The organism is Xanthomonas sp. NCPPB 3174 (assembly GCF_056725205.1).
Map to the genome: position 1 here is coordinate 4,444,938 of NZ_CM161517.1, position 23,508 is coordinate 4,468,445.

The window sequence follows — 23,508 nt, forward strand, 5'->3', positions numbered from 1 at the left end:
GCCGCCGCGCTACTGCGCCGGCGTCTCCACGGCGATGCCCATCGCAGTGCGATAGCGCTGGTACAGCGCCATCACCTTGTCGATGTACTCCCGGGTCTCCGCGTACGGCGGCACGCCGCCGTAACGCGTCACCGTGCCGATGCCGGCGTTGTAGGCGGCCGCGGCCAGCACCCGATCGCCAGCGTAGCGACGCAGCAGCGCGCGCATGTAGCGTGCGCCGCCGGCGATGGACTGATCGGCCGCGAACGGATCGCGCACGCCGTATTCCTTGGCCACCTCCGGCAACAGCTGCATGACGCCCTGCGCGCCCTTGGGCGACACCGCGGCGGCGTCGAAGCCGCTCTCGGCGTGCGCGATCGCGCGCAGCCACGGCTCGTCCACCCCGGTGGCACGCGCCGCAACGCGGAACTGTTTGGCATGCGCCTGCAGTTGCGGCGCGCCGAGCTTACCCAGGCCAGGATGCGCGCTCTCCCCGGGCGGGGTCACCGCAGTGAAGCGCAGATAGGGCCGCGAGCCCGGCAGGTTGCGCGTGGAGTAGACCAACCGCCCATCCTGCTCACGCTCGTACAGGGTGCCACTGAACACGCCCAGGTTGCCCCACAGGTTGGGCGTGGCGATCGCCGCATCGTCCAGCTCCTTCGGCGTGCAGCGCGAGCCCGGTTCCGGTGCGGTGGCCAGGCTGACCGTGCCATCGCGCACGCAGCGGTACACGGTGCGCGCGGACGCGCCGGCGGCGATACCGCAGCACAGCAGCAGGCACAGCGCGGCACGGGCAAGCGGCATCGGCGACAGCTCGGATGGGGCGGGCGCGCATCATCGCGCAGCGCATGTCGAGGCGAGTGATGGCGGGGATCGGCACGCTGTCCGACAGCGCCCTCCCTCGCAGGAGCGGCTTCAGCCGCGATGCTTTATCGGGAAAGCCATCGCGGCTGAAGCCGCTCCTACAGACATCCGGCAAGCTGGCTGGGTGCACTGTGGGAGGGACTTCAGTCCCGACGCTTCCAACTCGAATACACCGCATCCTCCGCCTGCGCGGCTGAAGGGCGCCTCCGACAACCCAAGAGAGCACACCCGTAGGAGCGGCTTCAGCCGCGACGAGGACTTCCCTGGAAAGCCATCGCGGCTGAAGCCGCTCCTACAGACATCCGGCGAGCTGACTGGATGCACTGTGGGAGGGACTTCAGTCCCGACGCTGCCAAGCTCGAATCACCGCCTACGGCGCACACGCCGCCAGCTTCTGATCGGCGTACCACAGCGCGCGCCGCGCCAGGTCGTAGGCGCTGTCGGCCTCGCGCGGCAGCAGTTGCTGCGCGCGGATCGGGTCGGCGCCCTTGGCCATTGCGGTTTCCACGTGCAGCAACGCGTCCAGGTGCTCGCGCACCGGCGTCAGCAGGCGTTCGCGCTGCGCCGCCGGGCAGGCGCCGCGCCGCTGCTGCAGGTCGGCCAGGGCCTGGCGAATCCGCCGGCTGGCTTCGCCATCCAACCCGGGCACCTTTTCGAAGGCGATCGGCGCGGCCTTGTAGGCATCGCCGGTGGCCTCGCTGCCGAGGTCGCTGGGGCGTTCGTGCAGCGCCGGGTTGAAGCGCACGTCCGGCGGCGGCCGCGCCACCGCCGACTGATGCGTGTTCTTGGGCAACAGTTGCTTGATCGCGCGGTCGATGCCCTGCACGGCGACGTCGCCGAGGGTGCCGTCGCTGGCCCAGTCCTTGTCGAAGCGGGTGGACCGGTAGTCGATCGGATTGGGCCGTTCGAGCAGGCGCTTGGACTTGGCGACATCGCGCGGATTGAGCGTCCCCGGCGGCGTGCCCTGCGCCTGCGCGAACGGATCCACCGCCACCCCATCGGGCAGGCGCGGATGGCCATCGCCGGTGTAGAGCGTCGCCGCCATGCCCGTGGCGGCCGCAGTGGGCGCGATCGGCGTCGACGAAGAAGTCGGCGCGGGGGCGGCGTGCGGTTGCCGCGCCGCGGCCGGCATGCGCGCGGCCGTCGAGGGCGCACGCGTGGAGGCCGGCGGCGGGACCGGCGCGCGACGCGCCGGCTGCCGCGGCAGGAACACCAGGCGCAGCGCATCCTCGGCCGCCGCGCGCGGCGGCGCCGACGGCGCGCCCCACAGCAGGCGCCCCAGCAAGGCCAGGATCATCGCGGTCGCCAGTGCCGCCCACAGCTGCAGCCAACGGTCTTGCGCAGGGAGGGCGGTCACGACGGTCGAGGATCCATGGACAGGCGGCTGGGGCGAATGTGGGGGACGGACCGGTACAGCGTGCCGGGAGTTCCGTTGCCGGCGCGTGCCGCGGCGCGCGGCGGGCCGCGACACGCCGCCATCTGCCGCCGCTGTAGACACGCAAAGCCTTGTCGCGCCAGGGATTGCGTCGGCGCATGAGGAAACCGGCTAAGGTGACGCGCCCGGCCGGCGCGACAGCCGGCGTACAGCCAGCGGGCCCCGACACCCGCTGCCGCAGGAGAACCGCATGACCCGATGCCTGGCCACCGCCCTGCTCGGCGCCGCGCTGGCGCTGCCCGCGCACGCCGCGCCCTCGCACCTGGACAGCGTCCTGCAACGCGGCGTGCTGCGCGTGTGCACCACCGGCGACTACGCGCCCTACAGCCGCCTGCGCAGCGACGGCACCTACGAAGGCATCGACATCGCCCTGGCGCAATCGCTGGCCGACAGCCTGGAGGTCACGCTGCAGTGGGTGCCGACGCGCTGGCCGACGCTGCTGCCGGACCTGCACGCCGACCGCTGCGACATCGCCGTCGGCGGCATCTCGGTGTCGCTGCCGCGGCAACGCCAAGCCTGGTTCAGTGCGGTGCTGGAGGTCGACGGCAAGATCCCGCTGGTGCGCTGCGCCGACCAGGCGCGCTACCGCGACATCGCCCAGATCGACCGGCCCGAGGTGCGGGTGATCGAACCGCGCGGCGGCACCAACGAGGCGTTCGCCCGCCGCGAACTGCCGCATGCGCACCTACTCCTGTCCGACGACAACCCCGCCATCTTCCGCGACCTGCGCGAGGGCCGCGCCGACGTCATGATCACCGACGCCTCCGAGGCCCGCTTCCAGCAGCGCCAGGTGCCCGGCCTGTGCGCGGTGGCGCCGCAGCGGCCGCTGCAGTACAGCGAGAAGGCGTTCCTGCTGCCGCGCGACGACATGGCCTGGAAGGCCTACGTCGACCAGTGGCTGCACCTGAGCAAGGCCAGCGGCGCCTATGCGCGGATCGTGGCGGCGTGGCTCGGCGATCCGGAAACAATCCCCTAAACCTCCCGCCTGCCCGCGCGCAGCCGCTATGCTGCCGCGGCCGGCGGCGTTCGCCCCGGCATGGGGACCCAACAAGGAGAGAGCATGAAACTGCAATGGAAAACGCTCGCGCTGGTGAGCGTGATGTTGTTGGCCGCCGGCTGCGCGACCAACAGCGTGGTGCACCAGAGCTACAAGGCGACCACCGCCGAAACCTACTGGTACCAGCTCACCGGCAACGACGACACCGATGCCGAGAGCCTGGCCATGTTCCACCGCCAGCTCGACGCGCAACTGGACGCGGCGCACCTGCACGGCACGCAGGGCCAGGCCGATGCGCGCAGGATGACCATCGTCATCGACCACTACTACATGCGCAGCAACGGCGCGCGCTTCTGGGCCGGCATCATGGCCGGGCGCGACAAGATCAAGAGCCGCGTCACCGTCGCCGATGCCAACGGCAAGACCGCCGCGCAGTTCGACGTGGAATCGACCAACAGCACCGCCTGGGGCACCTCCGAAGGCCTGATCGAGCGCCACGCCCAAGAGATCGTCGCGCGACTCAAGCAACTGCAGTAACACGTGGCGCCCGTGCAGGACTGCAACGGTCCTGCACGGGCGCCGAAGCGCACCAACTCGCTGTCTGCAGCACACCTCGCATCATCTGCTCCCACGACACGCACGCCGGATGCCGCTTGCTCTGTAGGAGCGGCTTCAGCCGCGACGGAGCGTTCCCGGTAAAGCCCGTCGCGGCTGAAGCCGCTCCTACAGGGCACGCTTCGAATTGATGCGAGATGCCCTGTCGCCGATCACGCAGCAGCACGTCGGATGCGCAAGGCGGCCCACGCACTGCCAGTACCGCTCAGCCGGCCAGGCCCAGCTGCTCGGCCAGATCGCTGCGCGGCGAACGCCCATACAGCCGGCTGTATTCGCGACTGAACTGCGATGGACTCTGGTAGCCGACGCGGTAGCCGGCCGCGCCCACGTCCATGCGTTCGACCACCATCAGCCGCCGCGCCTCGCGCAGGCGCAATTGCTTCTGGTACTGCAAAGGTGTCATCGCCGCGACCGCGCTGAAATGGTGGTGCAGCGAGGACACGCTCATGTTGACCTGGCGCGCCAGGTCCTCGATCCGCAGCGGTTCGGCGTAGTGCTGGCGCAACCAGGCGATGGCCTTGGCGATGCGGTTGCTCGGGCTGTCCTCCTGGGCGATGCGCAGCAGGTTCGGCCCGCATGGCCCGACCAGCAGGCGGTACAGGATCTCCTGTTCGATCAGCGGCGCCATCGCCGCGATGTCGGCCGGGCGCTCCAGCAGCCGCAGCATGCGCAGCGTGGCGTCCAGCAGGTCCGGGCACGCGGTATTGACCGACACCCCACGCGGGCGCTCGGCCCCGACCTGCGGCGGCAACGGAATGCGCTCGAGCAGTTCGCGCAGCCGGTCCGGCCGGATCGACATGCCCACGCCCAGCAGCGGCTGTTCCGGGCTGGCCTGGGTGATGCGCGAGACCACCGGCAGATCCAGCGTCACCAGCAGAAAGGTGCCCACGCCGTAGCGGTACTCCTCGTTGCCCAGGGTCAGGCATTTCTCGCCCTGCAACACCAGCGCGAAGACGGGCCACTGCGCGGTGTGCGTCTTCGGCGACGGCGCGGAACGGTAGGAACAGAAGAAGCCGTCGATGGCGGTGTCGTGGTCGCCATCGGGGACGGCCAATCGGGCAACCAGGGCGGCCATTTCCTGGTAGCGGTGGGCGAGCGCGGTCATCGGCAAGGGCGCCGTAGCGTGCGAAAGGAGGAAGGCAAGCTTGCACGATGCTGCGCCGGCGCGGACCACGGCGCGACGCGGCTTGCAGGATCGTACAAGAATTCCGTTGGATCGCGCTAACGCGCCCGCGGCGCGGGCCAGCATCCTGTATCGGCCGGTTCCCCTACCGGCGCCGTCCCGGAACGCCCGCCCGCGCCCGCCTGTTCCGGCCGTACGGCCCTGTCCCTTCCCCATGCCCCTCGTCGCGCTGTCGCGTCGCCGCCAGCGTGCCATGCGGGCGATGCAGACCGCAGGAGAGACTGATGCATCCCCATACCGAAGCCCTGGAAATCGCCACCTTCCGCCTGCTCGACTGCACCTGGCGCACCTTCCTGCGCGCCAATGCCGAAGTCGATGCCTGGCTGCAGCGCCAGCCCGGCTTCCGCTCGCGGCGCATCGCCCGCCGCCGCGACGGCAGCGTGGTCGACATGGTGCTGTGGGACAGCGTCGCCCACGGCACCGCGTCGGCACGGCGGCTGATGCGCGAACTGCACGGCGCGGCGATCCACGCCCTGATCGACCCGGACACGGTGTCGTGGGACATCGCCCCGGTGCAGCACGTCAGCGGCGAGGAAAGCGACCGGGAGGAGGACGCCGCCGAGGCCGACAGCCTCGCGGCGTGACCTGCACGGCCTGCGCCGCGCGCGGCTGGCTCAGACCCAGCCGCGCCGGCGGAACCAGGCCAGCGGCAACAGCATGCTCAGCGCGATCACGCCCAGCGCCCAGTAGTAGGCGTCGTGCCATTTCAGCTCGGGCATGTGCGCGAAGTTCATGCCCCAGATGCCGACCAGCACCGTCGGCGGGATGCCGACCACCGAGGCCACCGCCATCACCTTCATCACGTTGTTCTGGTCGACGTTGATCATGCCCAGCACGCTGTCGAGCAGGAACTCGATGCGGTCGTCCAGGTGCTGCTCGAATTCGATCAGGGTGGCCAGATCCTTGTGCAACAGGCCGATGCGCTTGGCCGCGTCCTCGCCGAACCAGTCCGGCGCGGCGTCGTCCAGGTAGGTGGCCACGCGCAGCAGACCGTGGCCGGCGTTGTGCATGCCGCCCAGGCGCCGGCCCATGTCGCCGACGTCGTGCAGCATCCGCTCCAGGTGCCGCGACTTGTGCCGCGCATGCGGCTTGGCGAACGCCGCGCGCGTGGTCTCGGTGATCTGCGCCTCCAGCGCTTCCAGGCGGTCGGCCAAGCGCCCGACCAGTTCGTCGAGCAGGCGCAGCAGCAGGTCGTCGCTGCTGTGGCAGGGGCTGTGCTGCAACTGCACGGCCACCGCATCCAGCGAGGCCATCGGCTGCTCGCGCTGGGTCACCAGCACCCGCGGCGACACCGCGAAACCGAGCGGCGCGGTCGGACCGTCCTCGTCCTGGAAGCGCGGCACGTTGAGGAACAGCACCTCGCCTTCCACCCGCACCCGGCTGCTGAACTCGATCTCGCCGATGGCCGCGCGCGTCGGCACCGCGAAACCGACCTTCTCGTCGACCTCGGCCAGCTCCGCCTCGCTCGGCCGGCACAGGTCCACCCAGCACACCGGCGTATCGGAGGTGCCGCCGAGGCGGTGGATGGTGATCATCGGGGCTGGCTCGCGCAGGAAAGGCCGCGAGCATCCGTCAGCGCGCGCGGAGCGTCAACGCCCGCCGCGCGCACCGGTTCAGGCGCTGCGGCGCTTCAACGCGTAGCCCACGCCCAGCAGCAGGAACCACACCGGGCTGGCGAACAGCGCCTGGCGGGTGTCGGCCTGCAGGGTCAGCAACGCCAGCACGAAGGCGAAGAACGCCAGGCACACGTAGCACATGACCACGCCGCCGGGCATCTTGAACGCGGAGGCCGCATGCAGCTGCGGGCGCTTGCGCCGGTAGGCGATGTAGGCGCACAGGATCAGCGACCAGACGAACATGAACAGCACCGCGGCCAGGGTAGTGACCAGGGTGAAGGCGGTGACCAGGTTCGGGATCAGGTACATCAGCACGGTGCCGCCGAGCAGGCAGGCGCAGGAGAACAGCAGTCCACGCGCCGGCACCGCCGCGCGCGAGAGCCGGGCGAAACCACGCGGCGCGTGGCGCTCCTCGGCCAGGCCGTAGAGCATGCGACTGGTGGAGAAGATGCCGCTGTTGGCCGAGGACGTGGCCGAGGTCAGCACCACGAAGTTGATCAGGCTGGCCGCGGCCGGCACGCCGGCCAGCACGAACAGCTCCACGAACGGGCTCTTGCCCGGCACCACCTCGCGCCACGGCGTCACCGCCATGATCGCCACCAGCGCCAGCACGTAGAACACCAGGATACGCACCGGGATCGAGTTGATCGCCTTGGGCAGGTTGCGGCGCGGGTCGGCGGTCTCGGCGGCGGTGGTACCGACCAACTCGATGCCGACGAAGGCGAACACCGCGATCTGGAACCCGGCGAAGAATCCGCCCAGCCCCATCGGGAACATGCCGCCGTCGTTCCACAGGTTGGCCAGCGAGGCCACGTGCCCGGACGGCGACTGGAAGCCCCAGGCGACCAGGCCGGCGCCGGTGAGGATCAGCGCGCAGATCGCGATGATCTTGATCAGCGCGAACCAGAATTCCATTTCGCCGAACAGCTTCACCGTCACCAGGTTCAGCCCCAGCAGCAACAGCACGCACAGCATCGCCGGGATCCACGGCGCCAGCGTCGGGAACCAGAACTGCGCGTAGGCGGCGATCGCGATCACGTCGGCGATGGCGGTGATGATCCAACAGAACCAGTAGGTCCAGCCGCAGAAGAATCCGGCCCAGGGCCCCAGCAGATTGGTGGAGAAGTCGATGAACGACTTGTACTCCAGGTTCGACAGCAGCAGCTCGCCCATCGCGCGCATCACGAAGAACAGCATCACGCCGATGATCAGGTACACGAACAGGATCGACGGCCCGGCCAGGCTGATGGTCTTGCCCGAACCCATGAACAGGCCGGTGCCGATCGCCCCGCCGATCGCGATCAGCTGCAGGTGGCGGTTGGAGAGGCTGCGCTGCAGGTGGTCGGGCTGGGCGGACGGATCGGTCATGGGCGCAGGCCATCGCGGGGGATTAGCCTGCAAACATAGAAGATGGCGGCAGCGCGCGCCAGCCGCGCGTGCGCCGGATGGCGCCGCATGCCGTCCGCGCCGCCGCGGGGGCCGTCGCACAGGCCAGCGCGCCGCCCTGCCCGATCGCCACGAAGCCGTATCGGCGATTTCCTGATCGGCACCGGTGCGGCGACCGAGATCGGCTCAGGCGGCCGCGCTCACACCAATTTGGTGCGCCGCCACCACCGCGTGACCTTCTCCTCGCGCACCAGGGTGAACAACCCGGCACCCAGGATCAGCGCGATGCCCACTGCCATCGGCCAGTCCAGGTGATCGTGGAACAGCCAGTAACCGAACCCGATCGCCCACAGCATCTGGCTGTACTGGGTCGGCGCCACCGCGCTGATCGGCGCCGACCGCGAGGCGTACATCATGAAGATCGCGGCCAGGCCGGCGAGCAGGCCGTAACCGGCCAGCAGGATCCACTGCTGCCAGGTCGGCCAGACGAAGGTCGGCAGCATCAGCAGGCCGCCCATCAGCAGTGGGCCGAGCACGCCGGCGCCGTACAGGGTCAGGCGCTTCTCGCCGGGCCCGGCCATGCGCAGGCTGATCACCGACACCGCCCCCACCAGACCGCAGACGATCGCCGCGACATGGCCCTGGCCCAGGTGCCGGAACCCCGGCCGCAGCACCACCAGCACGCCGATGAAGCCGACGATCACCGCCAGCCAGCGCCGCCAGCGCACCTCCTCCTTGAGCAGCAGCACCGACAGCACGGTGACGAAGATCGGCATCAGGAAGATCAGCGCGAACGCCTCGGCCATCGGCAGCAGTGTGAACGCGGTGACCGCGGACAGATTGCCGGCCGCGCCGGTGAACGCGCGCAGCAGCCAGATGCTGGGCCGCTGCGCCACCACCACCTCGCGCCAGCGATCGCCCGGCTTCTTCAGGAACGGCAGCGCAGACAGCATCAGCAGTGCGCCGAAGAACACCACCTCGTAGGCCGGCAGCGAGCCTTCCAGCCCCTTCACGAAGGCGTCGCTGATCGAATAGGCGGCGTAACAGGCGAAACCGAGCAGCACACCCTTGAGCATCATGAGCCTCTTGCGATCGAACGGCGCCCCCATACCGGGCACGCGGGAACTGGCGCCCATTATGCGGGGGGAACGGAAGCAGCGACCGCGCGAACCGTCCAGGACACGACAAATTCTTAAGCAATGCGTTGCTATAAGCCTCAGCGCAACCAAGGGTGCCCCCGCGGTTGCATCCAGGGAGCGGGAGTTGCCTCCGTGTCAGGAAGACGCGAACCCAAGACCGCCTCGTCGGCCTCCCTGCTGCCTTGAACCCGATCGCAACGCGTCCGTTGCATGCAGCCAGAGACCGCCCGATGCCATCACTGCCACGTTGTCTGCCTTTCCTCCTTGCGGCAAGCCTGATCGGCTGCCAGCCGTCCGCGCAAACCACACCGGCCGACCACGCCGCCAACGGCGGCACGGACTCGCCCTCCCCTGCTCCAACGACCGACAAGGCGCCCGCTTCGCCGGCGGCGTCGCTTTCCGGGGAGGCGTCCCTGCAACCCTTGCTCAAGCCGGGAGACCAGATCCTCGCCTTCAAACAACACGACCTGACCGGCAACGGTGGGACCGATGCCGTGGCCATCGTCCGCCACGCCAATGCCGATGCGTCAGGCAATACCTGTGAGCTGCTGGTCCTGCAACAGGCGAATGCGGCATGGAACGTGGCCGACCGTAGCCCGCAAGCGGTCGACTGCCTCTACAACGATGTGGCGCGCAACGCGAAGCGCCTGGACGACAACCTGAGCCTGAAGACGCAGGAAATCGTCTACGTCAACCAGCAGACGCGCAGCAATGTCACCTACACGCTGAAGTACGACTCGGCCAAGAAAGCCTGGTATCTGGCGGAAGCGAGCAGCACGGCACCTGCAGAGAATCCGCAGAGCGGCACGATGGAGGTCTTCCGCGGAACCGCCAGTTATCCGGCGGACTTCGCATGGACCCCGATTTCGCAGATCGACCCAGAAAAACTGCAGGACGCCATGGACAAGCACCGCGCCGTCGTCCAGTAATCCGATTCCAAGGAGAGAACCATGCCCCGTTTCAACGAAAGCTCGGCATTGCTGCTCAAGACTGCGGTCGATTCCGGCATCACCTCGCCGACGGAACTGGCCAACCTGATGGGAAACGCCGCCGTCGAGACCGGCCACTTTCGCCGCATGCACGAGAACCTGGGCTATACCTCGGCCGACAGCGTGATCGCCGCGGTCTCCTCGGCCGATGACCGCTTCACCCGCAAGCAGGTGGAAGACGCCGTCGCCAGCCGCGACCCGCAGCGCATTGCCACCGTGATGTACGAAAACCGCGCCGATCTCGGCAATACCGAACCCGGCGACGGCTGGCGGTTTCATGGCCGCGGCTATCTGCAGTACACCGGCCGCGACAACTACGAGCGCTACGGCCAGCGCTTCAATGTCGATCTCGCCAACAACCCGGACCTGGCGGCCGAACCGCAGACGGCGGCCAATCTCGCGGTGGCCTATTGGCGGGATCGCGTACCGGAGAACCTGCGCGACAACGCCCGTGCAGCGGGCCGCATCATCAATGGCGGCGACAACGGTGCCAACGAACGCGTGCAGGCCGCGAACCAATGGGCCCAGACCATCACGCCAGAGCTGGTCGCCGACATCCGGAGTGGCAAGGTCTCGCTGCAGCAGCTGGCCAGCATGGGTGGAGATGAGCGCAGCCAGCAAACCCGGGCACTGCAGGAACAGTTGGCTGAACTGGGCTACCGGGGCGCGGACGGCAAGCCGTTGAAGCCGGACGGCGACTTCGGACGCAATACGCGCCATGCCCTGAAAGAGTTCCAGCGCGCGCATGGCCTGGATGACGATGCCGTCGTCGGACGCGACACACGGACGGCCCTGGCCGAGGCCAAGCGTTCGCCGCTGGTCTCCGAAGCCACGCACGCCGAGCATCCGTTCTTCAACGCGTTGCGCGAACGCATGCACGGCGCCACCGACGCGCAAGTCGCGCACACCCTGCAAGCGGCCAAGGCCGAGGGCATCCAGGGGCCGCAGCAACTGCAGACGGTCACGGTGCAGGACAAGGTTGCGTTCGTCGCCGGTACCACACCAGGGTTTCGTGCGCGCGTCGATCTGGACCAGGCGCCGACGCTGCAGGAAAGCACCCGCCAAGTGAATGCGCAGAATCAGCAGCGCGATCAAGCATTGCAGCAGCCGGCCCCACAGCAGGAACCCGCGCAGGCACGCGGTGGCATGGCGCATTGAACGAAGCTGCCGCGCTGCTCGCGCAGCGCGCGGCACCTCGGTCCCGGTGGGATGTGCACCGGAGAGCAAAGCGCTTCTGCCGGAGTAGCGCTTTGGTCCGGTGCCGCAATCCTGCCGATACGTTTCGCACGTAGCGACGTCACATGCGGCGCTTGCCCGCCGCAGTTATCCCCTCTCGGCGCCGCGTCGGTTACGATGCGCTCCCGCATCCGAGCCCCGTGCCGCGCCCTGCCGCCGGCAGATCCCCCGTGACCCGCTATTCCGGCCCCCTGCTGACCCGTCCGCTCGCCGCCGCATTGCTTGCCGCGCGCGATGCCGGCGCCGCCACCTGGTCCGGCTCGCTCGACCTGGAGCGTAGCCAAGGTCAGGCCCTGCTTGGCGCCGACCGCTGGCAGTGGCAGGGATGCGACTACCCCTACCCGGGCAAGCTCAAGGACCGCACGCTCTACTACTGGGACGGCGAGGACTTCGCCGCGGTGTCGCGCTTCGGCGGTGCGTTGATCAAGCTGGTGCCGACCGAGTGGGGCGCGCCGACCTTCGAGATCGACGGCATCAAGATGTTGCCCAGCGCACAGCTGTCGCCGTTCGAGGACGCGCGGCGCAAGGTGGCGCTGGTGGAGCCGCGCGGCAAGCAGGTGCTCGATACCTGCGGCGGCCTCGGCTATTTCGCCGCCTGCGCGCTGGAGGCCGGCGTGGCACGCCTGCACTCGTTCGAGAAGAACGCCGATGTCCTGTGGCTGCGCACGCTCAATCCGTGGTCGCCGGATCCGGCCGCCAGCGATGGTCGCCTGCAGCTGACGCATGGCGATGTCGGCGCCGCCATCGGCGGAATCGCCGATGCGTCGATGGATGCGATCCTGCACGACCCGCCGCGCTTCGGCATCGCCGGCGAACTCTACGCGCAAACCTTCTACGACCAACTCGCGCGGGTGCTGCGCCGCGGCGGCCGGCTGTTCCACTACACCGGCAGTCCGAACAAGCTCACCAGCGGGCGCGACGTGCCGCGCGAGGTGGCCAAACGCCTGGAGAAGGCCGGCTTCGCCGCGCAACTGGCGCTGGACGGCGTCCTGGCCACGCGCCGCTGAGGCGGCAGCGCGCCCAACGCGATATCAGATCGACGCGAGAATGTGCTCGCGCAACCAGCGGTGCGCCGGATCGCGGTGCACGCGCTCGTGCCAGAGCATGGCCATCTCGTAGCCGAGCAGCTCCAGCGGCGGCGCGCACACCCGCAGGCCGGGCTGGTCGCGCACCAGGCGCTCGGGCAGCATCGCCACCAGGTCGCTGCGCTGGAGCGCGGCAACGACGAACTGGAAGTGCGGCACCGACAGCACCACCCGGCGCTGCAGGCCATGCGCGCGCAGCGCGGCATCGGTGACGCCGCTGAAACCGCCACCATCGGGCGAGACGATGATGTGTTCGAGCGCGCAGAACTGGGCCAGGCTCGGTCGACGTCGCAACCGCGGATGACCGGCCCGACCGACCAGCACGTAGTGTTCGGCGAACAGCGTGCGCCGGCGCAGGCCGGGCGGCGCGTCGGCGACGGTGTGCAGGGCCAGGTCGATCTGGCCCTGTTCGGCCTGCTGCGCGATCGTCGGCGGCGCCAACTGCAGCACCGCCAACGTTGTCCCCGGCGCCACCCGGCGCAAGGCGTCGATCGCCGGCAGCAACACGGTGGACGCACCGTAGTCGCTGGCCGCCACCCGCCACAGCGTCTGCGCGCGCGCCGGATCGAACGGTGCGTCCGGCGCCACCGCCTGTTGCAGCGCCTGCAAGGCCTCGCGCAACGGGGCGCGCAGCGCTTCGGCGCGGGCGGTGGGGCGCATGCCGCGCGGCCCCGGCAGCAGCAACGGATCGCCCAGCGCCTCGCGCAGCTTGGCCAGGTGCACGCTGACCGAGGGCTGCGACAGATGCAGACGCGCCGCAGCGCGGGTCACGTTGTGCGTGTCGAGCAGCGTGTCCAGGGTCAGCAGCAGATTGAGGTCCAGGCGCCGCAGATCAACCATGGCAATAGCGACTATCAAGGCAATTCATTTCCACTATAGCGAAGCGCGACCTAGCGTGGAGACCTTCCCTCACCGAGCACCCGCATGAACGTCTTGCTGGTCTATGCCCATCCCGAACCCGCCTCGCTCAATGGCGCCCTCAAGCAGGTGGCGGTGCAACGCCTAGAGAATGCTGGCCATCGCGTGCAGGTGTCGGACCTGTATGCGATGGACTGGAAGTCCACGGTCGACGCGCAGGACAGCCTGGACGGCGCGGCGGACGCGCGCTTCGATCCTTCGCGCGACTCGCAGCGCGCCTTTGCCAGCGGCCGCCAGCGCGCGGACATCGCCGCCGAGCAGGACAAGCTGCGTTGGGCCGATGCGCTGCTGCTGCAGTTCCCGCTGTGGTGGTTCTCGATGCCGGCCATCCTCAAGGGCTGGGTGGACCGGGTGTATGCCTGCGGCTTCGCCTACGGCGTCGGCGAACACTCCGACACGCACTGGGGCGACCGCTACGGCGAAGGCACGTTGGCCGGCAAGCGCGCGATGCTGATCGTCACCGCCGGCGGCTGGGAATCGCACTACGCACCGCGCGGCATCAACGGCCCCATCGACGACCTGCTGTTCCCGATCCAGCACGGCATCCTGCATTACCCCGGGTTCGAGGTGCTGCCGCCGTTCGTGGTGTACCGCAGCGGACGCATGGATGCGGCGCGTTTCGCGCAGACCAGCGCGGCGCTCGGCGAACGGCTGGACACGCTATTCAGCACCACGCCGATCGCGTTCCGCAAGCAGAATGCAGGCGACTACGCGATTCCGGCGCTGACCCTGCGAGATAAGTTCGCACCCGGCCGTAGCGGCTTCGGTATCCATGTGGTCGACGCGGACGAGCGCGCGGCAACAACCTCCGACCGCACAGCGTCGACGCCGACGACGTAGGCGCGGTGCCGACAGCGCACCTGTAGGATGCAGCGACGCTATCCCGTTGGAGCCGCCGCGCCGATGTCCACCGCCGTCTTCGTCCGCCTGCTCGCCGTATGCAGCGCCGTCTTGCTCGGCGCCTGCGCCACGCAGGCGCCGCGCGTGCCCGAGCGCACGCCCAGCGAGGTCAAGGCCGACATCGCCCGGCGCATCCCGGTGACGGTACCCGATCGGCGCGGCTGGGCCGACGATGTCTACGTGGCCCTGGCTTCGCAGAGTCTGGGCACCAATGCCGAGAACATCTGTGCGGTCCTTGCGGTCATCGAACAGGAATCGACCTACCAGACCAATCCGCCGGTGCCGGGGCTGGGCAAGATCGCCCGGGCGGAACTGCAGCGGCGCGCGGCGGCGGCGCATGTGCCGGCGTTCGCTGTGGATGCGGCGCTCAAGCTGCGCGGGCCGGATGGGCGCAGCTATGCCGAGCGCCTGGCCGCTGCGCGCACCGAACAGGATCTCAGCACCATCTTCGAGGACATCGCCGGCAGCGTGCCGCTGGGCCAGCGCCTGTTCGGCGACCTCAACCCGGTGCACACCGCCGGGCCGATGCAGGTGAGCATCGCCTTCGCGCAGGCGCATACCGACGGCTATCCGTATCCGCTGAGCGACGGCGTGCGCCACGCGGTGTTCAGCCGCCGCGGTGGCATCTGGTTCGGCACCCGCCACCTGCTCGGCTACCCGAACGAAGCGGCGATGCTGTACCGCTTCGCCGACTTCAACGCCGGCTGGTATGCCAGTCGCAATGCCGCGTTCCAGGCTGCGCTGGCGCGTGCCAGCGGCATCTCGCTCGCCCTCGATGGCGATCTGCTGACGCCAGGCGCCGACCTCGACACGCCCGGCGCCACCGAGCGCGCCGCACGCAGCCTGAGCACGCAACTGGGCATGGACGCGCGCACCATCCGCCGCGAACTGCAACGCGGCGGCGAAGCGGATTTCGCCGACAGCGCGCTGTATCGCCAGGTGTTCGCGCTGGCCGACCGAGATGCCGACAAGCCACTGCCACGCGCGGTGCTGCCGGGCATCGCCCTGGAAAGTCCGAAGATCACCCGCAAGCTCACCACCGCCTGGTTCGCGCAGCGCGTGGCCGAGCGGTGGCAGCGCTGCCTGGCCAAGTGATCGCCGCGACACGCCGATGGCAGCGCACTACTTCGGTTTGCGCAGCGCCATCAGCGACCAGCCCGTGGCGCTGGCCAGCGCCAGCAACACGAGGCAGAGCACGCTGTCCCACGCGATCGAGAACCAATAGTGGCCTGGATCGGTCGCCAGCAGATAGATCCGTTTCGGCCCGGCTCTCGGTACGCCAATGTAGACGCCGCTCTGCAGCGCTTTCGCCAGCAGGTACAGCTTCATCGCGGCGCACGCCACCATGACCACGGCCATCAGCATCAACACCGGCCGTTCCAGACGCGCGACCAGCCGTTGCAGGCGCGTGGGTGTCGGCATTGGCGGGGGCGGTCGTCGTTGGCGTTTACCCATGGCCTCCTCGCCTGCACTAGGCACTGCAGTCTAGAGCGATGCCGGAGAACGCCGGCACAACGCGCCGCAGCGCACACCGCGACGTGCCTGCGCCGAAGCGCAGCACTAGGCAGCTGTGCGCTGCCCTGGCGCGCCGAGCAGGCCGATGCGGCGGAACCACAGTTCCAGCGGCACCGTGACCAGCGGCGGCAGCGCCGCCAGCAGGCTCAACGCCCACGCCCACCAGGGCCAACGCAACCGCAACGCCGCGAACAGACTGGCGACCACGTACAGCAGGAACGCCACGCCATGCAGACGGCCGAACAGCCACACGCCCAGCTCGGTGGTCTGGGTGCCGTACTTGAGCACCATGCCGAGCAACAGGCCGGCCCAGGTCAGGCCTTCGAACACGGCGGCAGCGGCGAACAGCCGGCCCACCGGCGACAACGGACGGGAAGAAGACAAGGACACACGCGACTCCAGTGAGGAAACGAGGCCGCGACGCGATGGCGGCGGCGACGCCCGCTGGCAGTTGCATTGTAGAGCGTGTCCTTGCGCGTGGCGCACAGGCGCGACGCGGCCACGGCGAGCGCGGCATAGGTGCACCCACCGCACCGATCCATCACCGCGCGGCCGGCAGTGCGCCGCAGCGCACCGCGGCAGTCCTCAGCGACGCTGTTCCAGCACCGCCACGTCATCGGGTGCCAGCTGCACCGTGTCGTTGCTCGGCGCCGGACCCAGCAGCGCGCGCATCGACGCCGGCAGCCGCACGGTGTGCGCGGTGGCGCCGTGGTTGATCAGCACCACGGTGCGGCGCGCGCCATCGCTGCGTACGCCCACTTCCACATCCTCCGGCACGTCGGCCAGCGGCGCCTGCACGTCGGCGTCGCGCAGCCAGTCGCCGGTGAGGCGATCCAGCGTGGCGTCGTCGAACCAGCCACCGACATAGCTGATGCGACCCTTGCCGACGCGCCGGGTCAGCAACGCCGGCGCACCGTCCAGCCAGCCGTTGGCCGTGCCGTAGTGCAGTGGCGCGGTGGTGTCGGTGGCAGTGGCCTGCAACTGTTCGGCCCAGATTTTGGCGCTGCCGTCGGCGCCCGCACCAACCAGCGGGATCGGCTTGTCCAGCGCATAGAACTGCTCCACGCGTCCGCCGAGCAACGCCGCCAGCGGGCCGGGCTGGCGCTGCGGATGCAGGCCGTTGTCGCTATTCTTCATGCCGCTGCGCGGCCCCAGCACCAGATGCCCGCCGTGTTCGACATAGGCCTTCAGCCGCTGTGCCTGCGCCTCGGTCAGCACGTTCAGCGCCGGCGCTACCACCAGCTTGTAGCGCTCCAGCGGCGCCATCGCCGAGACCACGTCGACCACCTGTGCCTGCTGCCGCAGCGGACGGTAGAAGCTTTTCATCTGCACGACCGGATCGAAGTCGGCCGCGTGCTTCTGGAAGCCGATCGCCCAGCGGCTGTCGAAGTCGTTGATCAGCGCCACCTGCGCCTGCGGCGTGGTGCCGGCCAGCGCCGGCCCGGCCTTGGCGAACTCCGCGCCGACCTGCTGGATCTCCGCATACACCGGCACCGGCTCACCATCGGCGCCGACCAGGGTGCCGTGGTACTCCTCCTGCCCGTTGGGCGCGGCACGCCACTGCCAGTACGACACCGCATCGGCGCCATGCGCCACCGCCTGCCACGCCATCGCCCGCACTTGGCCCTTGCGCAGCGCCACGTTGGTCGCGCGCCAGTTGACGAAGCCCGGCTGGGTCTCCATCACCCAGTAGTTGCGGTGCTTGTAGCCGCGGGTCAGATCGTGGCGCGCCGCATTGTCGACCCAGTCGTAGCGCTCGCCGGCGACGTAGTCGTCCCAGGCGGCGATGTCGAGCACGCTGTGCACGGTGTAGGCGTCGAAGCCGGCGAACCAGCCCATGGTGTTGGTGGTGATGAACTGGCGCGGATCGGCATGCGGGCGGATCGCGTCGATCTGGTTGCGCGAATAGTCGGCCCAGGTGTCGCTAACGAAGCGCTTCCACTCCAGCAGCAGCGCCGGATTCTCCTCGTCCTCGCGCACCGGGATCTGCGCGAAGTCGTTGTAGGTCTGGCTCCAGTAGGCCGTGGCCCAGCGCTGGTTGAGCGCCTCGATGCTGCCGTACTTGCGCTGCAGCCAGGCGTGGAACTGCGCCTTGGCCTCGGGATCGAACGAGGACTGCGCGTACTCGTTGTCCAGTTGCCAGCCGACCACGTGCGGGTTGTGCCCGTAGCGCTGCGCCATCTGCTCGGCGATGGCATGGGCGAAGCGCCGGTAGCGTGCGCTGGCGAAGGAGAACTGCTGGCGGTTGCCGTGCTCGTCGCGCACGCCGTCCTGGCTGACCCGCAAGGTATCCGGATAGGCCTGGGTCAACCACGCCGGCGGCGCCGCGGTCGGCGTGCCCAGCACCACCACCATGCCGTGGCGCGCGGCCGCGGCGATGGCGCGATCCATCCAGGCGAAGTCGTACTGCCCCTCGCGCGGCTCCATCCGGCTCCAGGCGAACTCGCCGATCCGCACCACGCGCACGTGCGCCGCCTGCATCAGCGCCAGATCGCGCTCCCATTGCGCCTCCGGCCACTGCTCCGGATACCAGGCCACGCCCAGCAACAGCGGCGCGACGTCGCGATAACGGGTGGCCTGCGCCTGCGCGAGCATCGGCAGGCAGAGCAGGATCGACAGCATCGCAGCGAACAGGGCAACGCCGCAGCGTTGCGGAACACGGAACAGTGGCATGCGCAACACCTTCGCAAGAGGAAACGCCGGCACGCCCCCCTGCGCCGTGCCGGCGCCTGCATTGTGCGCAGTTTTGCCATGCGCGCACTTGTGCATCTTGCGGCGTTTGCACGCGCAACTGCGCACAATCCGCACGCCGTACCTCACGCCGCAGCCGGATGATGCACCGCGCTGCGCGCATCGTGCAGCGCGACGCAGGCGCTGATGTGGATTGAGGAGACGTTAGCGCTTGGGGTGCGCCGCCGGTCTCACTTGCCGGCTTTGGACGACCGCGACATTGAAATGGTCATCTGCGCTGGCTAGCGTCACGCCTCCCCCAACCGCTGGAACCACCATGAAGACCCCTCGTTTGCTCGGCACCTTGCTCGCCGCAGCCGCCACGTTGTTCTCGGCCGGCACCGCCCTGGCACAGACCGTCACCGTCACCCCGAGCGAGGTCCACCAGACCATCCAGGGCTTCGGCGGCATGAACGGCGCCGGCTGGATCGCCGACCTCACCCCGGCCCAGGTCGACCTGGCGTTCGGCAGCGACACGGGGCAGATCGGCCTGTCGATCATGCGCATGCGCATCGATCCGTCCAGCTCCGGCTGGAGCCAGCAGGTGTCCTCGGCGGTGCGGGCCCGCGCGCACGGCGCGGTGCTGCTGGCCACGCCGTGGTCGGCGCCGGCCTACATGAAGTCCAACAACAGCCTCAACAACGGCGGCAAGCTCCTGTCGCAGTACTACGATGCCTACGCCAAGCACCTGCTGGATTTCACCGCCTACATGGACAGCAAGGGCGCGCCGATCTACGCCCTGTCGCTGCAGAACGAGCCGGACTGGCATCCGGACTACGAGTCGGGCGACTGGAACGGCACCGACTTCCTCAACTTCATCAGCGCGCAGGGCGCGAAGTTCGGCAAGTTCAAGCTGCTCGCCGCCGAGTCGCTGGGCTTCAACACCGCGCTGACCGACCCGGTGCTCAACAGCAGCGCCGCCCAGTACCTGTCGATCATCGGCGGCCACCTGTATGGCGTGCAGCCCAAGGACTACCCGCTGGCGCGCAGCAAGGGCAAGCAGCTGTGGATGACCGAGCACTACACCGACAACACCGACGGCAACGCTTGGCCGTCGGCGCTCGGTGTGGGCAGCGAACTGCACAACAGCATGCTCGCCAACTACAGCGGCTACATCTGGTGGTACATCCGCCGCAGCTACGGGCTGATCGCCGAGAACGGCACGGTGAGCAAGCGCGGTTATGTGATGTCGCAGTTCGCGCGGTTCGTGCGTCCGGGCTCGGTGCGGATCGGCGCCACCGCCGCGCCGTATAGCGATGTCGCCGTCAGCGCCTACAAGACCCCGGGCGGCAAGCTGGTCTTGGTGGCGGTCAACACCGGCACCCAGCATCGGCAGCTCACCGTGCGCGTGCCCACCGGCAGCGCCACCGCATTCACCAAGTACAGCACCTCGTCCACCCTCAACGTCGGCTACGGCGGCAAGTACAGCGTCGCCTCGGGCCAGACCGTGGTCTACGTCGACCCGCAGAGCGTGGCGACGCTGGTAGGCGAGTGATCCGCAGGACGGGTTGAGTCGGCCGGATCGATCCGCGGCAGCCGAGCGCTGCCGCGGGTTGGTTCTACCTGCTGCCTGGTTGCGCCGTCGCGGCACCGCGCCTTGCGCGTCGGCGCCGCGATACGGGCCAGCGATGATCAGCCCAGCTTGGCCAGGAACCCGAGCAGCGCCTGATTGAACTCCTCGGCATGGCTGGTGTTGCAGCCATGCGGCGCATCTTTCAGCAGCACCACGTCGCTGCCGGCGATGACGCGATGGGTGCGCTGGCCCGAGCCCTCGTACGGCACGGTCGCGTCGGCATCGCCGTGCAGCACCAGGGTCGGCACGTCGACCTTCTTGAGATCCTCGCGGAAGTCGGTGGTGCCGAACGCCTGCATGCAGCCCAGCGCCGCAGTCTGGTCGCTCTGCAGGCACAGCGCGATCGCCTCCTGGCGCTGCGCCTCGCTCACCTTCAGCGTGCCGTGGGCGCTGAAGAAGCCGCGGGTGAAGTCGTCGAAGAAGGTCTCGCGCGAGGCCTTCAGCCCCTGCTCCATCTCCTGCGCCTGTTTCTTGCTGAGCGGCCCTTCCGGGTTGTCCTCGGTCTTGAGCATGTACGGCGGCACCGCGGAAGCGAACACCACGCCGGCCAGCTTGTCGGTGCCATGCCGCGCCACGTAGCGCGCCACTTCGCCACCACCCATCGAGAACCCGACCAGCACCGCCTCGCGCAGCTGCTTGTCCTCGATGATGCCGGCCAGGTCGTCGGCCAGGGTGTCGTACTCGTAGCCGCCGGCCGGCTTCTCGGAACGACCGAAGCCGCGGCGGTCGTAGGCGATGACCCGATAACCGGCCTGCTGCAGCGGCCCAACCTGATCCTTCCACGCCTCGGCCGACAGCGGCCAGCCATGGATCAGGATCACCGGGCGACCGGCACCGCCGGTATCTTCGACATGCAGACGGACGCGTGCGCTGGTGGCAGCCATGGGCAAGACCTCGTGGTGGGGAGTCGCGGCAGCTTCCACTGCCGCATGTCCGGCCCGCGTGAGGGCGATGTGTCGGGTGATTTAACGCTGCGAGAAAGCGCTCAACCGATCCGCGGCATGGCGCGGGTCAACTGCGCCAGCGCGCCCCGCGCAATGCTGTGGAAGGCCGCGGACACATGCACATCCTCGATGACACGCTCCCAGAACAGCACCGCCATGCCGGCCGCTGCACGCCAGTCATCGCGCTGGTCTGGTGTCGGCAACGGCACCACATAGGCGCGCTCCACCACCTCGCCACTGGCCGCGGGTCGGAACGCCATCGGCAACATGTCGTAGATCGGCGCCAACGCCAGCGGCAAGGCATCGCCCAGCATCAGCCCAGCGTTGCCCAAATGCATGTCGTTGTTGCCGATCAATGCGCCGAACCAACCGCACACGCGCAGGCGCTGCGCATCTGCGTCGCTCAGCCAGCCTTCACGCTGAAGTTGCGGTGCAAACGACCACCAGTCGATGCGCCCATGGCCGAAGTAGGCCGCATCCACCGCGGCCAACGAGACGAAGCCGCGCCGTCCCAGCACAGGCGTGCGGTCGAACCGCGTGGACTGCAGGAACACGCGACCGTCGCTCTCGAGCAGTTCGCTCTCGACGGCAGCGATGCCGTGCGCACGCAGGATGTCGCTGGCCAGGTGTTCACACCGCAGCAGGTCGCTCCAACGCTGCGCGGCCGGCGTGCCGGCACGCTCGCTGAACTTGACGATGACCGGCGTGTAGCCGCCTTCCGTTTGCAGGATTGCGGTGAACTTCGGTTGTTCGCCTCCTGCCGACGAGCCCACCGCCTCGCCACGCAAGACGGCGTTGGCGCGCTGCGGATAATGCTGGGATCGCTGCGCCTTCTCCAGCGCATCAGCCGGCTGCAGGGCGGCCTGTTGCGCACGCTGCAAAGCGAACTCGCCCAGGACCAGGTCGCCGGGCTGATCGTCGCCATGCCGCAGCAACGACAGGACGACATCGTCAGGCTGCCAGCGCTGCAGATCCTGCGGCGCGCCGATGTCTTCGGCGACGCGCCGTGCGAAGGCACGGCCGAGGAAGCCTTGCGGGCGCTGATCGTCCAGGAACCACGGCAGCCCTGGGAACACGCCATCGGCGAATTCGCCATGCACCAGAACCGGTCGCGCGTTCTGTGGAACGAACAGAAATCCATCGCCGTGCATGGCATGGAGATCGCCAAGCGTCTCGGCGCGCCCGTCAGGACGCAGACGGAACAGGGGCCAGCGTCGGCCTGCCCGGCCCAACGTGCGGCTGAGCGCGTAGCGCGTGGCGCGCGCCTTGCCGATCCGCAGCACCTGATCGCCGGCAGCGCTGAGCAGACGCGAGACCGTCGGCTGGCTGATGCCGAGCGCCGCTGCGATACCAGGCGCCGTCGCTGCCCCCTCATGGCGCAGAAAAGCAATCAGATCGCGTAGCCGGGCCTCGCTCATTCCCGGATTGAATAGATTTATGAATAGATAGTCAAGAGAACTAGACTTGTAAGTGTCTGTATTTTTTGACCCTTAATTCGATACCTGCCCACTGATGACTGTTTTTTTGAATAGATCCCTGAAGCGATGAATGGCCAGCCTGCCGAATCTCAGGCGAGCGCACTAGCGGCGCTCGCCTGACTGCTCGATCCGGCAGCAATGCAAGCGGCGAGGTTACGTCCAGTTGTCGTTGCCGAAGTCGCCGTCGTCCTGGAAGTCCTGGCCCATGTCCTGCTGGGGGGTGTCGTCGTAGTAGTTGTTGGTGATGTTCTCGACCACCGTCTCCTGCGGCGCGCCGCCGCCGAACAGGCCGCCGCCGTGGTGACCGCCCAGCAGGCTTTCCACGCCCTCGAACAGGAACATGCCGCCGGCCACGCCGGCCGCCGTGGTGGCCGCGGTGCTGAGGAAGCTGGGGCCACGCGCTGCGGCCGGTGCCGGCGTCGGCTCCGCGGCCGCAGCGCCACCACCGAACCAGCGCTCGCGCCAGCCGGGCGCACCGGCGCCCGCGACACCTGTGGCGGCGGGCGCCGGGGGCAACGGCGGCGGCGCCGCATTGAAGCCCTGGCCCAGGAAGCTGGCCGGCGGCGGTGGCGGCGCGGCCTGCTGCTGCAACTGCGCGATCTGCGCCTTGGCGGCTTCCAACGCGTGCTCCAGCAGCAAGGTGCGCTGCACCAGCAGATACACGGCATCGGGTTGATCGGCCAGGCGCGCGTGGATCAGCGCGTCGGCCTGCGGATCTTTGGCCACCCCGCCGGCGCTGCGCAGGCGCGCCAGGAAGTCTTCGAGAAGCTGCTGTTCTTGCGGAGTCATACCCGTACCTGGATGCGATGACCGGCCCAGTGCCGGCACGGCACGGTATGGGCATGGTCAGGGTGGCGCCAAGGGCACGGCCTGCGCGTCAGTGCGCCGGCATTCATCCAGGCGCCGTCGGCGCAGAGCCGGCGCAT

The 23,508-nt window shown here is 69.0% G+C and carries 22 protein-coding genes; 9 read left to right on the forward strand and 13 right to left on the reverse strand.

All coding sequences use genetic code 11. The annotated features are described in order from the left end of the window. Nucleotides 1-9: 9 nt before the first annotated feature. Nucleotides 10-783, reverse strand: a complete 774-nt coding sequence (locus tag AC1PK7_RS19145) for a lytic transglycosylase domain-containing protein (protein ID WP_481099157.1) — start codon at nt 781-783, stop codon at nt 10-12. 430 nt (nt 784-1,213) lie between these two features. Beyond that, entirely contained in the window at nt 1,214-2,140 is a 927-nt protein-coding gene (locus AC1PK7_RS19150) for a hypothetical protein (RefSeq protein WP_481100938.1), read from the reverse strand. A 328-nt stretch (nt 2,141-2,468) separates the two neighbouring features. On the opposite strand from AC1PK7_RS19150, the gene AC1PK7_RS19155 reads away from it, so the two are divergent. Then, nucleotides 2,469-3,254 carry a transporter substrate-binding domain-containing protein gene (locus AC1PK7_RS19155; RefSeq protein WP_481099158.1) on the forward strand — a complete coding sequence of 262 codons (786 nt, stop codon included), beginning with the start codon at nt 2,469-2,471 and terminating at the stop codon, nt 3,252-3,254. A gap of 84 nt (nt 3,255-3,338) precedes the next feature. Continuing rightward, complete coding sequence (locus AC1PK7_RS19160) at nt 3,339-3,812, forward strand: DUF4410 domain-containing protein (RefSeq protein ID WP_481099159.1); 474 nt, start codon at nt 3,339-3,341, stop codon at nt 3,810-3,812. Nucleotides 3,813-4,095: 283 nt separating this feature from the next. Here AC1PK7_RS19160 and AC1PK7_RS19165 read toward each other — a convergent pair whose 3' ends face one another. After that, entirely contained in the window at nt 4,096-4,995 is a 900-nt protein-coding gene (locus tag AC1PK7_RS19165; protein ID WP_481099160.1) for an AraC family transcriptional regulator, read from the reverse strand. Between the two features lie 302 nt (nt 4,996-5,297). On the opposite strand from AC1PK7_RS19165, the gene AC1PK7_RS19170 reads away from it, so the two are divergent. Further along, on the forward strand, nt 5,298-5,657 hold the full coding sequence (locus AC1PK7_RS19170; protein WP_420008089.1) for a hypothetical protein: 360 nt from the start codon (nt 5,298-5,300) through the stop codon (nt 5,655-5,657). A 30-nt stretch (nt 5,658-5,687) separates the two neighbouring features. Here AC1PK7_RS19170 and AC1PK7_RS19175 read toward each other — a convergent pair whose 3' ends face one another. The 3 genes from AC1PK7_RS19175 to AC1PK7_RS19185 form a co-directional block, all read right to left on the reverse strand. Beyond that, entirely contained in the window at nt 5,688-6,608 is a 921-nt protein-coding gene (locus AC1PK7_RS19175) for a CorA family divalent cation transporter (RefSeq protein ID WP_481099161.1), read from the reverse strand. Nucleotides 6,609-6,686: 78 nt separating this feature from the next. Next, nucleotides 6,687-8,057, reverse strand: coding sequence for a D-serine/D-alanine/glycine transporter (gene cycA / locus AC1PK7_RS19180; protein ID WP_481099162.1), 1,371 nt, complete (start codon nt 8,055-8,057; stop codon nt 6,687-6,689). Nucleotides 8,058-8,275: 218 nt separating this feature from the next. After that, nucleotides 8,276-9,151 (reverse strand): DMT family transporter, encoded by an 876-nt coding sequence (locus AC1PK7_RS19185; RefSeq protein ID WP_010340290.1) that lies wholly within the window; start codon nt 9,149-9,151, stop codon nt 8,276-8,278. A 293-nt stretch (nt 9,152-9,444) separates the two neighbouring features. Between AC1PK7_RS19185 and AC1PK7_RS19190 the strand changes: the two genes are divergently transcribed. The 3 genes from AC1PK7_RS19190 (at nt 9,445) to AC1PK7_RS19200 (ending at nt 12,446) form a co-directional block, all read left to right on the forward strand. Then, nucleotides 9,445-10,143: a hypothetical protein gene (locus tag AC1PK7_RS19190; RefSeq protein WP_481099163.1), complete on the forward strand. Its 699-nt coding sequence runs from the start codon at nt 9,445-9,447 to the stop codon at nt 10,141-10,143. A 48-nt stretch (nt 10,144-10,191) separates the two neighbouring features. After that, complete coding sequence (locus AC1PK7_RS19195) at nt 10,192-11,361, forward strand: peptidoglycan-binding protein (RefSeq protein WP_481099164.1); 1,170 nt, start codon at nt 10,192-10,194, stop codon at nt 11,359-11,361. A gap of 143 nt (nt 11,362-11,504) precedes the next feature. Continuing rightward, on the forward strand, nt 11,505-12,446 hold the full coding sequence (locus tag AC1PK7_RS19200; protein ID WP_481099165.1) for a class I SAM-dependent methyltransferase: 942 nt from the start codon (nt 11,505-11,507) through the stop codon (nt 12,444-12,446). 24 nt (nt 12,447-12,470) lie between these two features. Here the strand turns inward: AC1PK7_RS19200 and AC1PK7_RS19205 are convergent, their stop codons facing one another. Further along, a complete protein-coding gene (locus AC1PK7_RS19205; protein WP_481099166.1) occupies nt 12,471-13,364 on the reverse strand; it encodes a LysR family transcriptional regulator in 894 nt (297 codons plus the stop codon). 84 nt (nt 13,365-13,448) lie between these two features. Between AC1PK7_RS19205 and AC1PK7_RS19210 the strand changes: the two genes are divergently transcribed. Further along, entirely contained in the window at nt 13,449-14,282 is an 834-nt protein-coding gene (locus AC1PK7_RS19210) for an NAD(P)H-dependent oxidoreductase (RefSeq protein ID WP_481099167.1), read from the forward strand. Between the two features lie 63 nt (nt 14,283-14,345). Further along, entirely contained in the window at nt 14,346-15,437 is a 1,092-nt protein-coding gene (locus AC1PK7_RS19215; protein WP_481099168.1) for a DUF1615 domain-containing protein, read from the forward strand. 27 nt (nt 15,438-15,464) lie between these two features. Here the strand turns inward: AC1PK7_RS19215 and AC1PK7_RS19220 are convergent, their stop codons facing one another. From AC1PK7_RS19220 to AC1PK7_RS19230, 3 genes are all read right to left on the reverse strand, one after another. Next, nucleotides 15,465-15,764 (reverse strand): hypothetical protein, encoded by a 300-nt coding sequence (locus AC1PK7_RS19220; RefSeq protein ID WP_481099169.1) that lies wholly within the window; start codon nt 15,762-15,764, stop codon nt 15,465-15,467. A 138-nt stretch (nt 15,765-15,902) separates the two neighbouring features. Further along, nucleotides 15,903-16,223 carry a DUF3817 domain-containing protein gene (locus tag AC1PK7_RS19225; protein WP_440986071.1) on the reverse strand — a complete coding sequence of 107 codons (321 nt, stop codon included), beginning with the start codon at nt 16,221-16,223 and terminating at the stop codon, nt 15,903-15,905. Between the two features lie 219 nt (nt 16,224-16,442). Next, nucleotides 16,443-18,530 (reverse strand): beta-galactosidase, encoded by a 2,088-nt coding sequence (locus AC1PK7_RS19230; RefSeq protein WP_481099170.1) that lies wholly within the window; start codon nt 18,528-18,530, stop codon nt 16,443-16,445. A 334-nt stretch (nt 18,531-18,864) separates the two neighbouring features. On the opposite strand from AC1PK7_RS19230, the gene AC1PK7_RS19235 reads away from it, so the two are divergent. Continuing rightward, a complete protein-coding gene (locus AC1PK7_RS19235) occupies nt 18,865-20,082 on the forward strand; it encodes a glycoside hydrolase family 30 beta sandwich domain-containing protein (protein ID WP_481099171.1) in 1,218 nt (405 codons plus the stop codon). A gap of 137 nt (nt 20,083-20,219) precedes the next feature. Here the strand turns inward: AC1PK7_RS19235 and AC1PK7_RS19240 are convergent, their stop codons facing one another. The 3 genes from AC1PK7_RS19240 to AC1PK7_RS19250 all read right to left on the reverse strand — a co-directional run bounded on the left by AC1PK7_RS19240 (nt 20,220) and on the right by AC1PK7_RS19250 (nt 23,371). Continuing rightward, complete coding sequence (locus tag AC1PK7_RS19240) at nt 20,220-21,044, reverse strand: alpha/beta fold hydrolase (protein WP_481099172.1); 825 nt, start codon at nt 21,042-21,044, stop codon at nt 20,220-20,222. Nucleotides 21,045-21,145: 101 nt separating this feature from the next. Next, nucleotides 21,146-22,522: a type II toxin-antitoxin system HipA family toxin YjjJ gene (gene yjjJ, locus AC1PK7_RS19245; protein ID WP_481099173.1), complete on the reverse strand. Its 1,377-nt coding sequence runs from the start codon at nt 22,520-22,522 to the stop codon at nt 21,146-21,148. A gap of 213 nt (nt 22,523-22,735) precedes the next feature. Next, on the reverse strand, nt 22,736-23,371 hold the full coding sequence (locus AC1PK7_RS19250; RefSeq protein ID WP_481099174.1) for a DUF2076 family protein: 636 nt from the start codon (nt 23,369-23,371) through the stop codon (nt 22,736-22,738). Between the last annotated feature and the right edge of the window lie 137 nt (nt 23,372-23,508).

Coding starts and splice junctions, on each gene's coding strand:
- AC1PK7_RS19205 (WP_481099166.1), bottom strand. CDS start 13,364: ATGGTTGATCTGCGGCGCCTGGACCTCAATCTGCTGCTGACCCTGGAC.
- AC1PK7_RS19210 (WP_481099167.1), top strand. CDS start 13,449: ATGAACGTCTTGCTGGTCTATGCCCATCCCGAACCCGCCTCGCTCAAT.
- AC1PK7_RS19235 (WP_481099171.1), top strand. CDS start 18,865: ATGAAGACCCCTCGTTTGCTCGGCACCTTGCTCGCCGCAGCCGCCACG.
- AC1PK7_RS19230 (WP_481099170.1), bottom strand. CDS start 18,530: ATGCCACTGTTCCGTGTTCCGCAACGCTGCGGCGTTGCCCTGTTCGCT.
- AC1PK7_RS19145 (WP_481099157.1), bottom strand. CDS start 783: ATGCCGCTTGCCCGTGCCGCGCTGTGCCTGCTGCTGTGCTGCGGTATC.
- yjjJ (WP_481099173.1), bottom strand. CDS start 22,522: ATGAGCGAGGCCCGGCTACGCGATCTGATTGCTTTTCTGCGCCATGAG.
- cycA (WP_481099162.1), bottom strand. CDS start 8,057: ATGACCGATCCGTCCGCCCAGCCCGACCACCTGCAGCGCAGCCTCTCC.
- AC1PK7_RS19150 (WP_481100938.1), bottom strand. CDS start 2,140: ATGATCCTGGCCTTGCTGGGGCGCCTGCTGTGGGGCGCGCCGTCGGCG.
- AC1PK7_RS19175 (WP_481099161.1), bottom strand. CDS start 6,608: ATGATCACCATCCACCGCCTCGGCGGCACCTCCGATACGCCGGTGTGC.
- AC1PK7_RS19250 (WP_481099174.1), bottom strand. CDS start 23,371: ATGACTCCGCAAGAACAGCAGCTTCTCGAAGACTTCCTGGCGCGCCTG.
- AC1PK7_RS19170 (WP_420008089.1), top strand. CDS start 5,298: ATGCATCCCCATACCGAAGCCCTGGAAATCGCCACCTTCCGCCTGCTC.
- AC1PK7_RS19160 (WP_481099159.1), top strand. CDS start 3,339: ATGAAACTGCAATGGAAAACGCTCGCGCTGGTGAGCGTGATGTTGTTG.
- AC1PK7_RS19155 (WP_481099158.1), top strand. CDS start 2,469: ATGACCCGATGCCTGGCCACCGCCCTGCTCGGCGCCGCGCTGGCGCTG.
- AC1PK7_RS19240 (WP_481099172.1), bottom strand. CDS start 21,044: ATGGCTGCCACCAGCGCACGCGTCCGTCTGCATGTCGAAGATACCGGC.
- AC1PK7_RS19215 (WP_481099168.1), top strand. CDS start 14,346: ATGTCCACCGCCGTCTTCGTCCGCCTGCTCGCCGTATGCAGCGCCGTC.
- AC1PK7_RS19200 (WP_481099165.1), top strand. CDS start 11,505: ATGCGGCGCTTGCCCGCCGCAGTTATCCCCTCTCGGCGCCGCGTCGGT.
- AC1PK7_RS19185 (WP_010340290.1), bottom strand. CDS start 9,151: ATGCTCAAGGGTGTGCTGCTCGGTTTCGCCTGTTACGCCGCCTATTCG.
- AC1PK7_RS19165 (WP_481099160.1), bottom strand. CDS start 4,995: ATGACCGCGCTCGCCCACCGCTACCAGGAAATGGCCGCCCTGGTTGCC.
- AC1PK7_RS19220 (WP_481099169.1), bottom strand. CDS start 15,764: ATGCCGACACCCACGCGCCTGCAACGGCTGGTCGCGCGTCTGGAACGG.
- AC1PK7_RS19190 (WP_481099163.1), top strand. CDS start 9,445: ATGCCATCACTGCCACGTTGTCTGCCTTTCCTCCTTGCGGCAAGCCTG.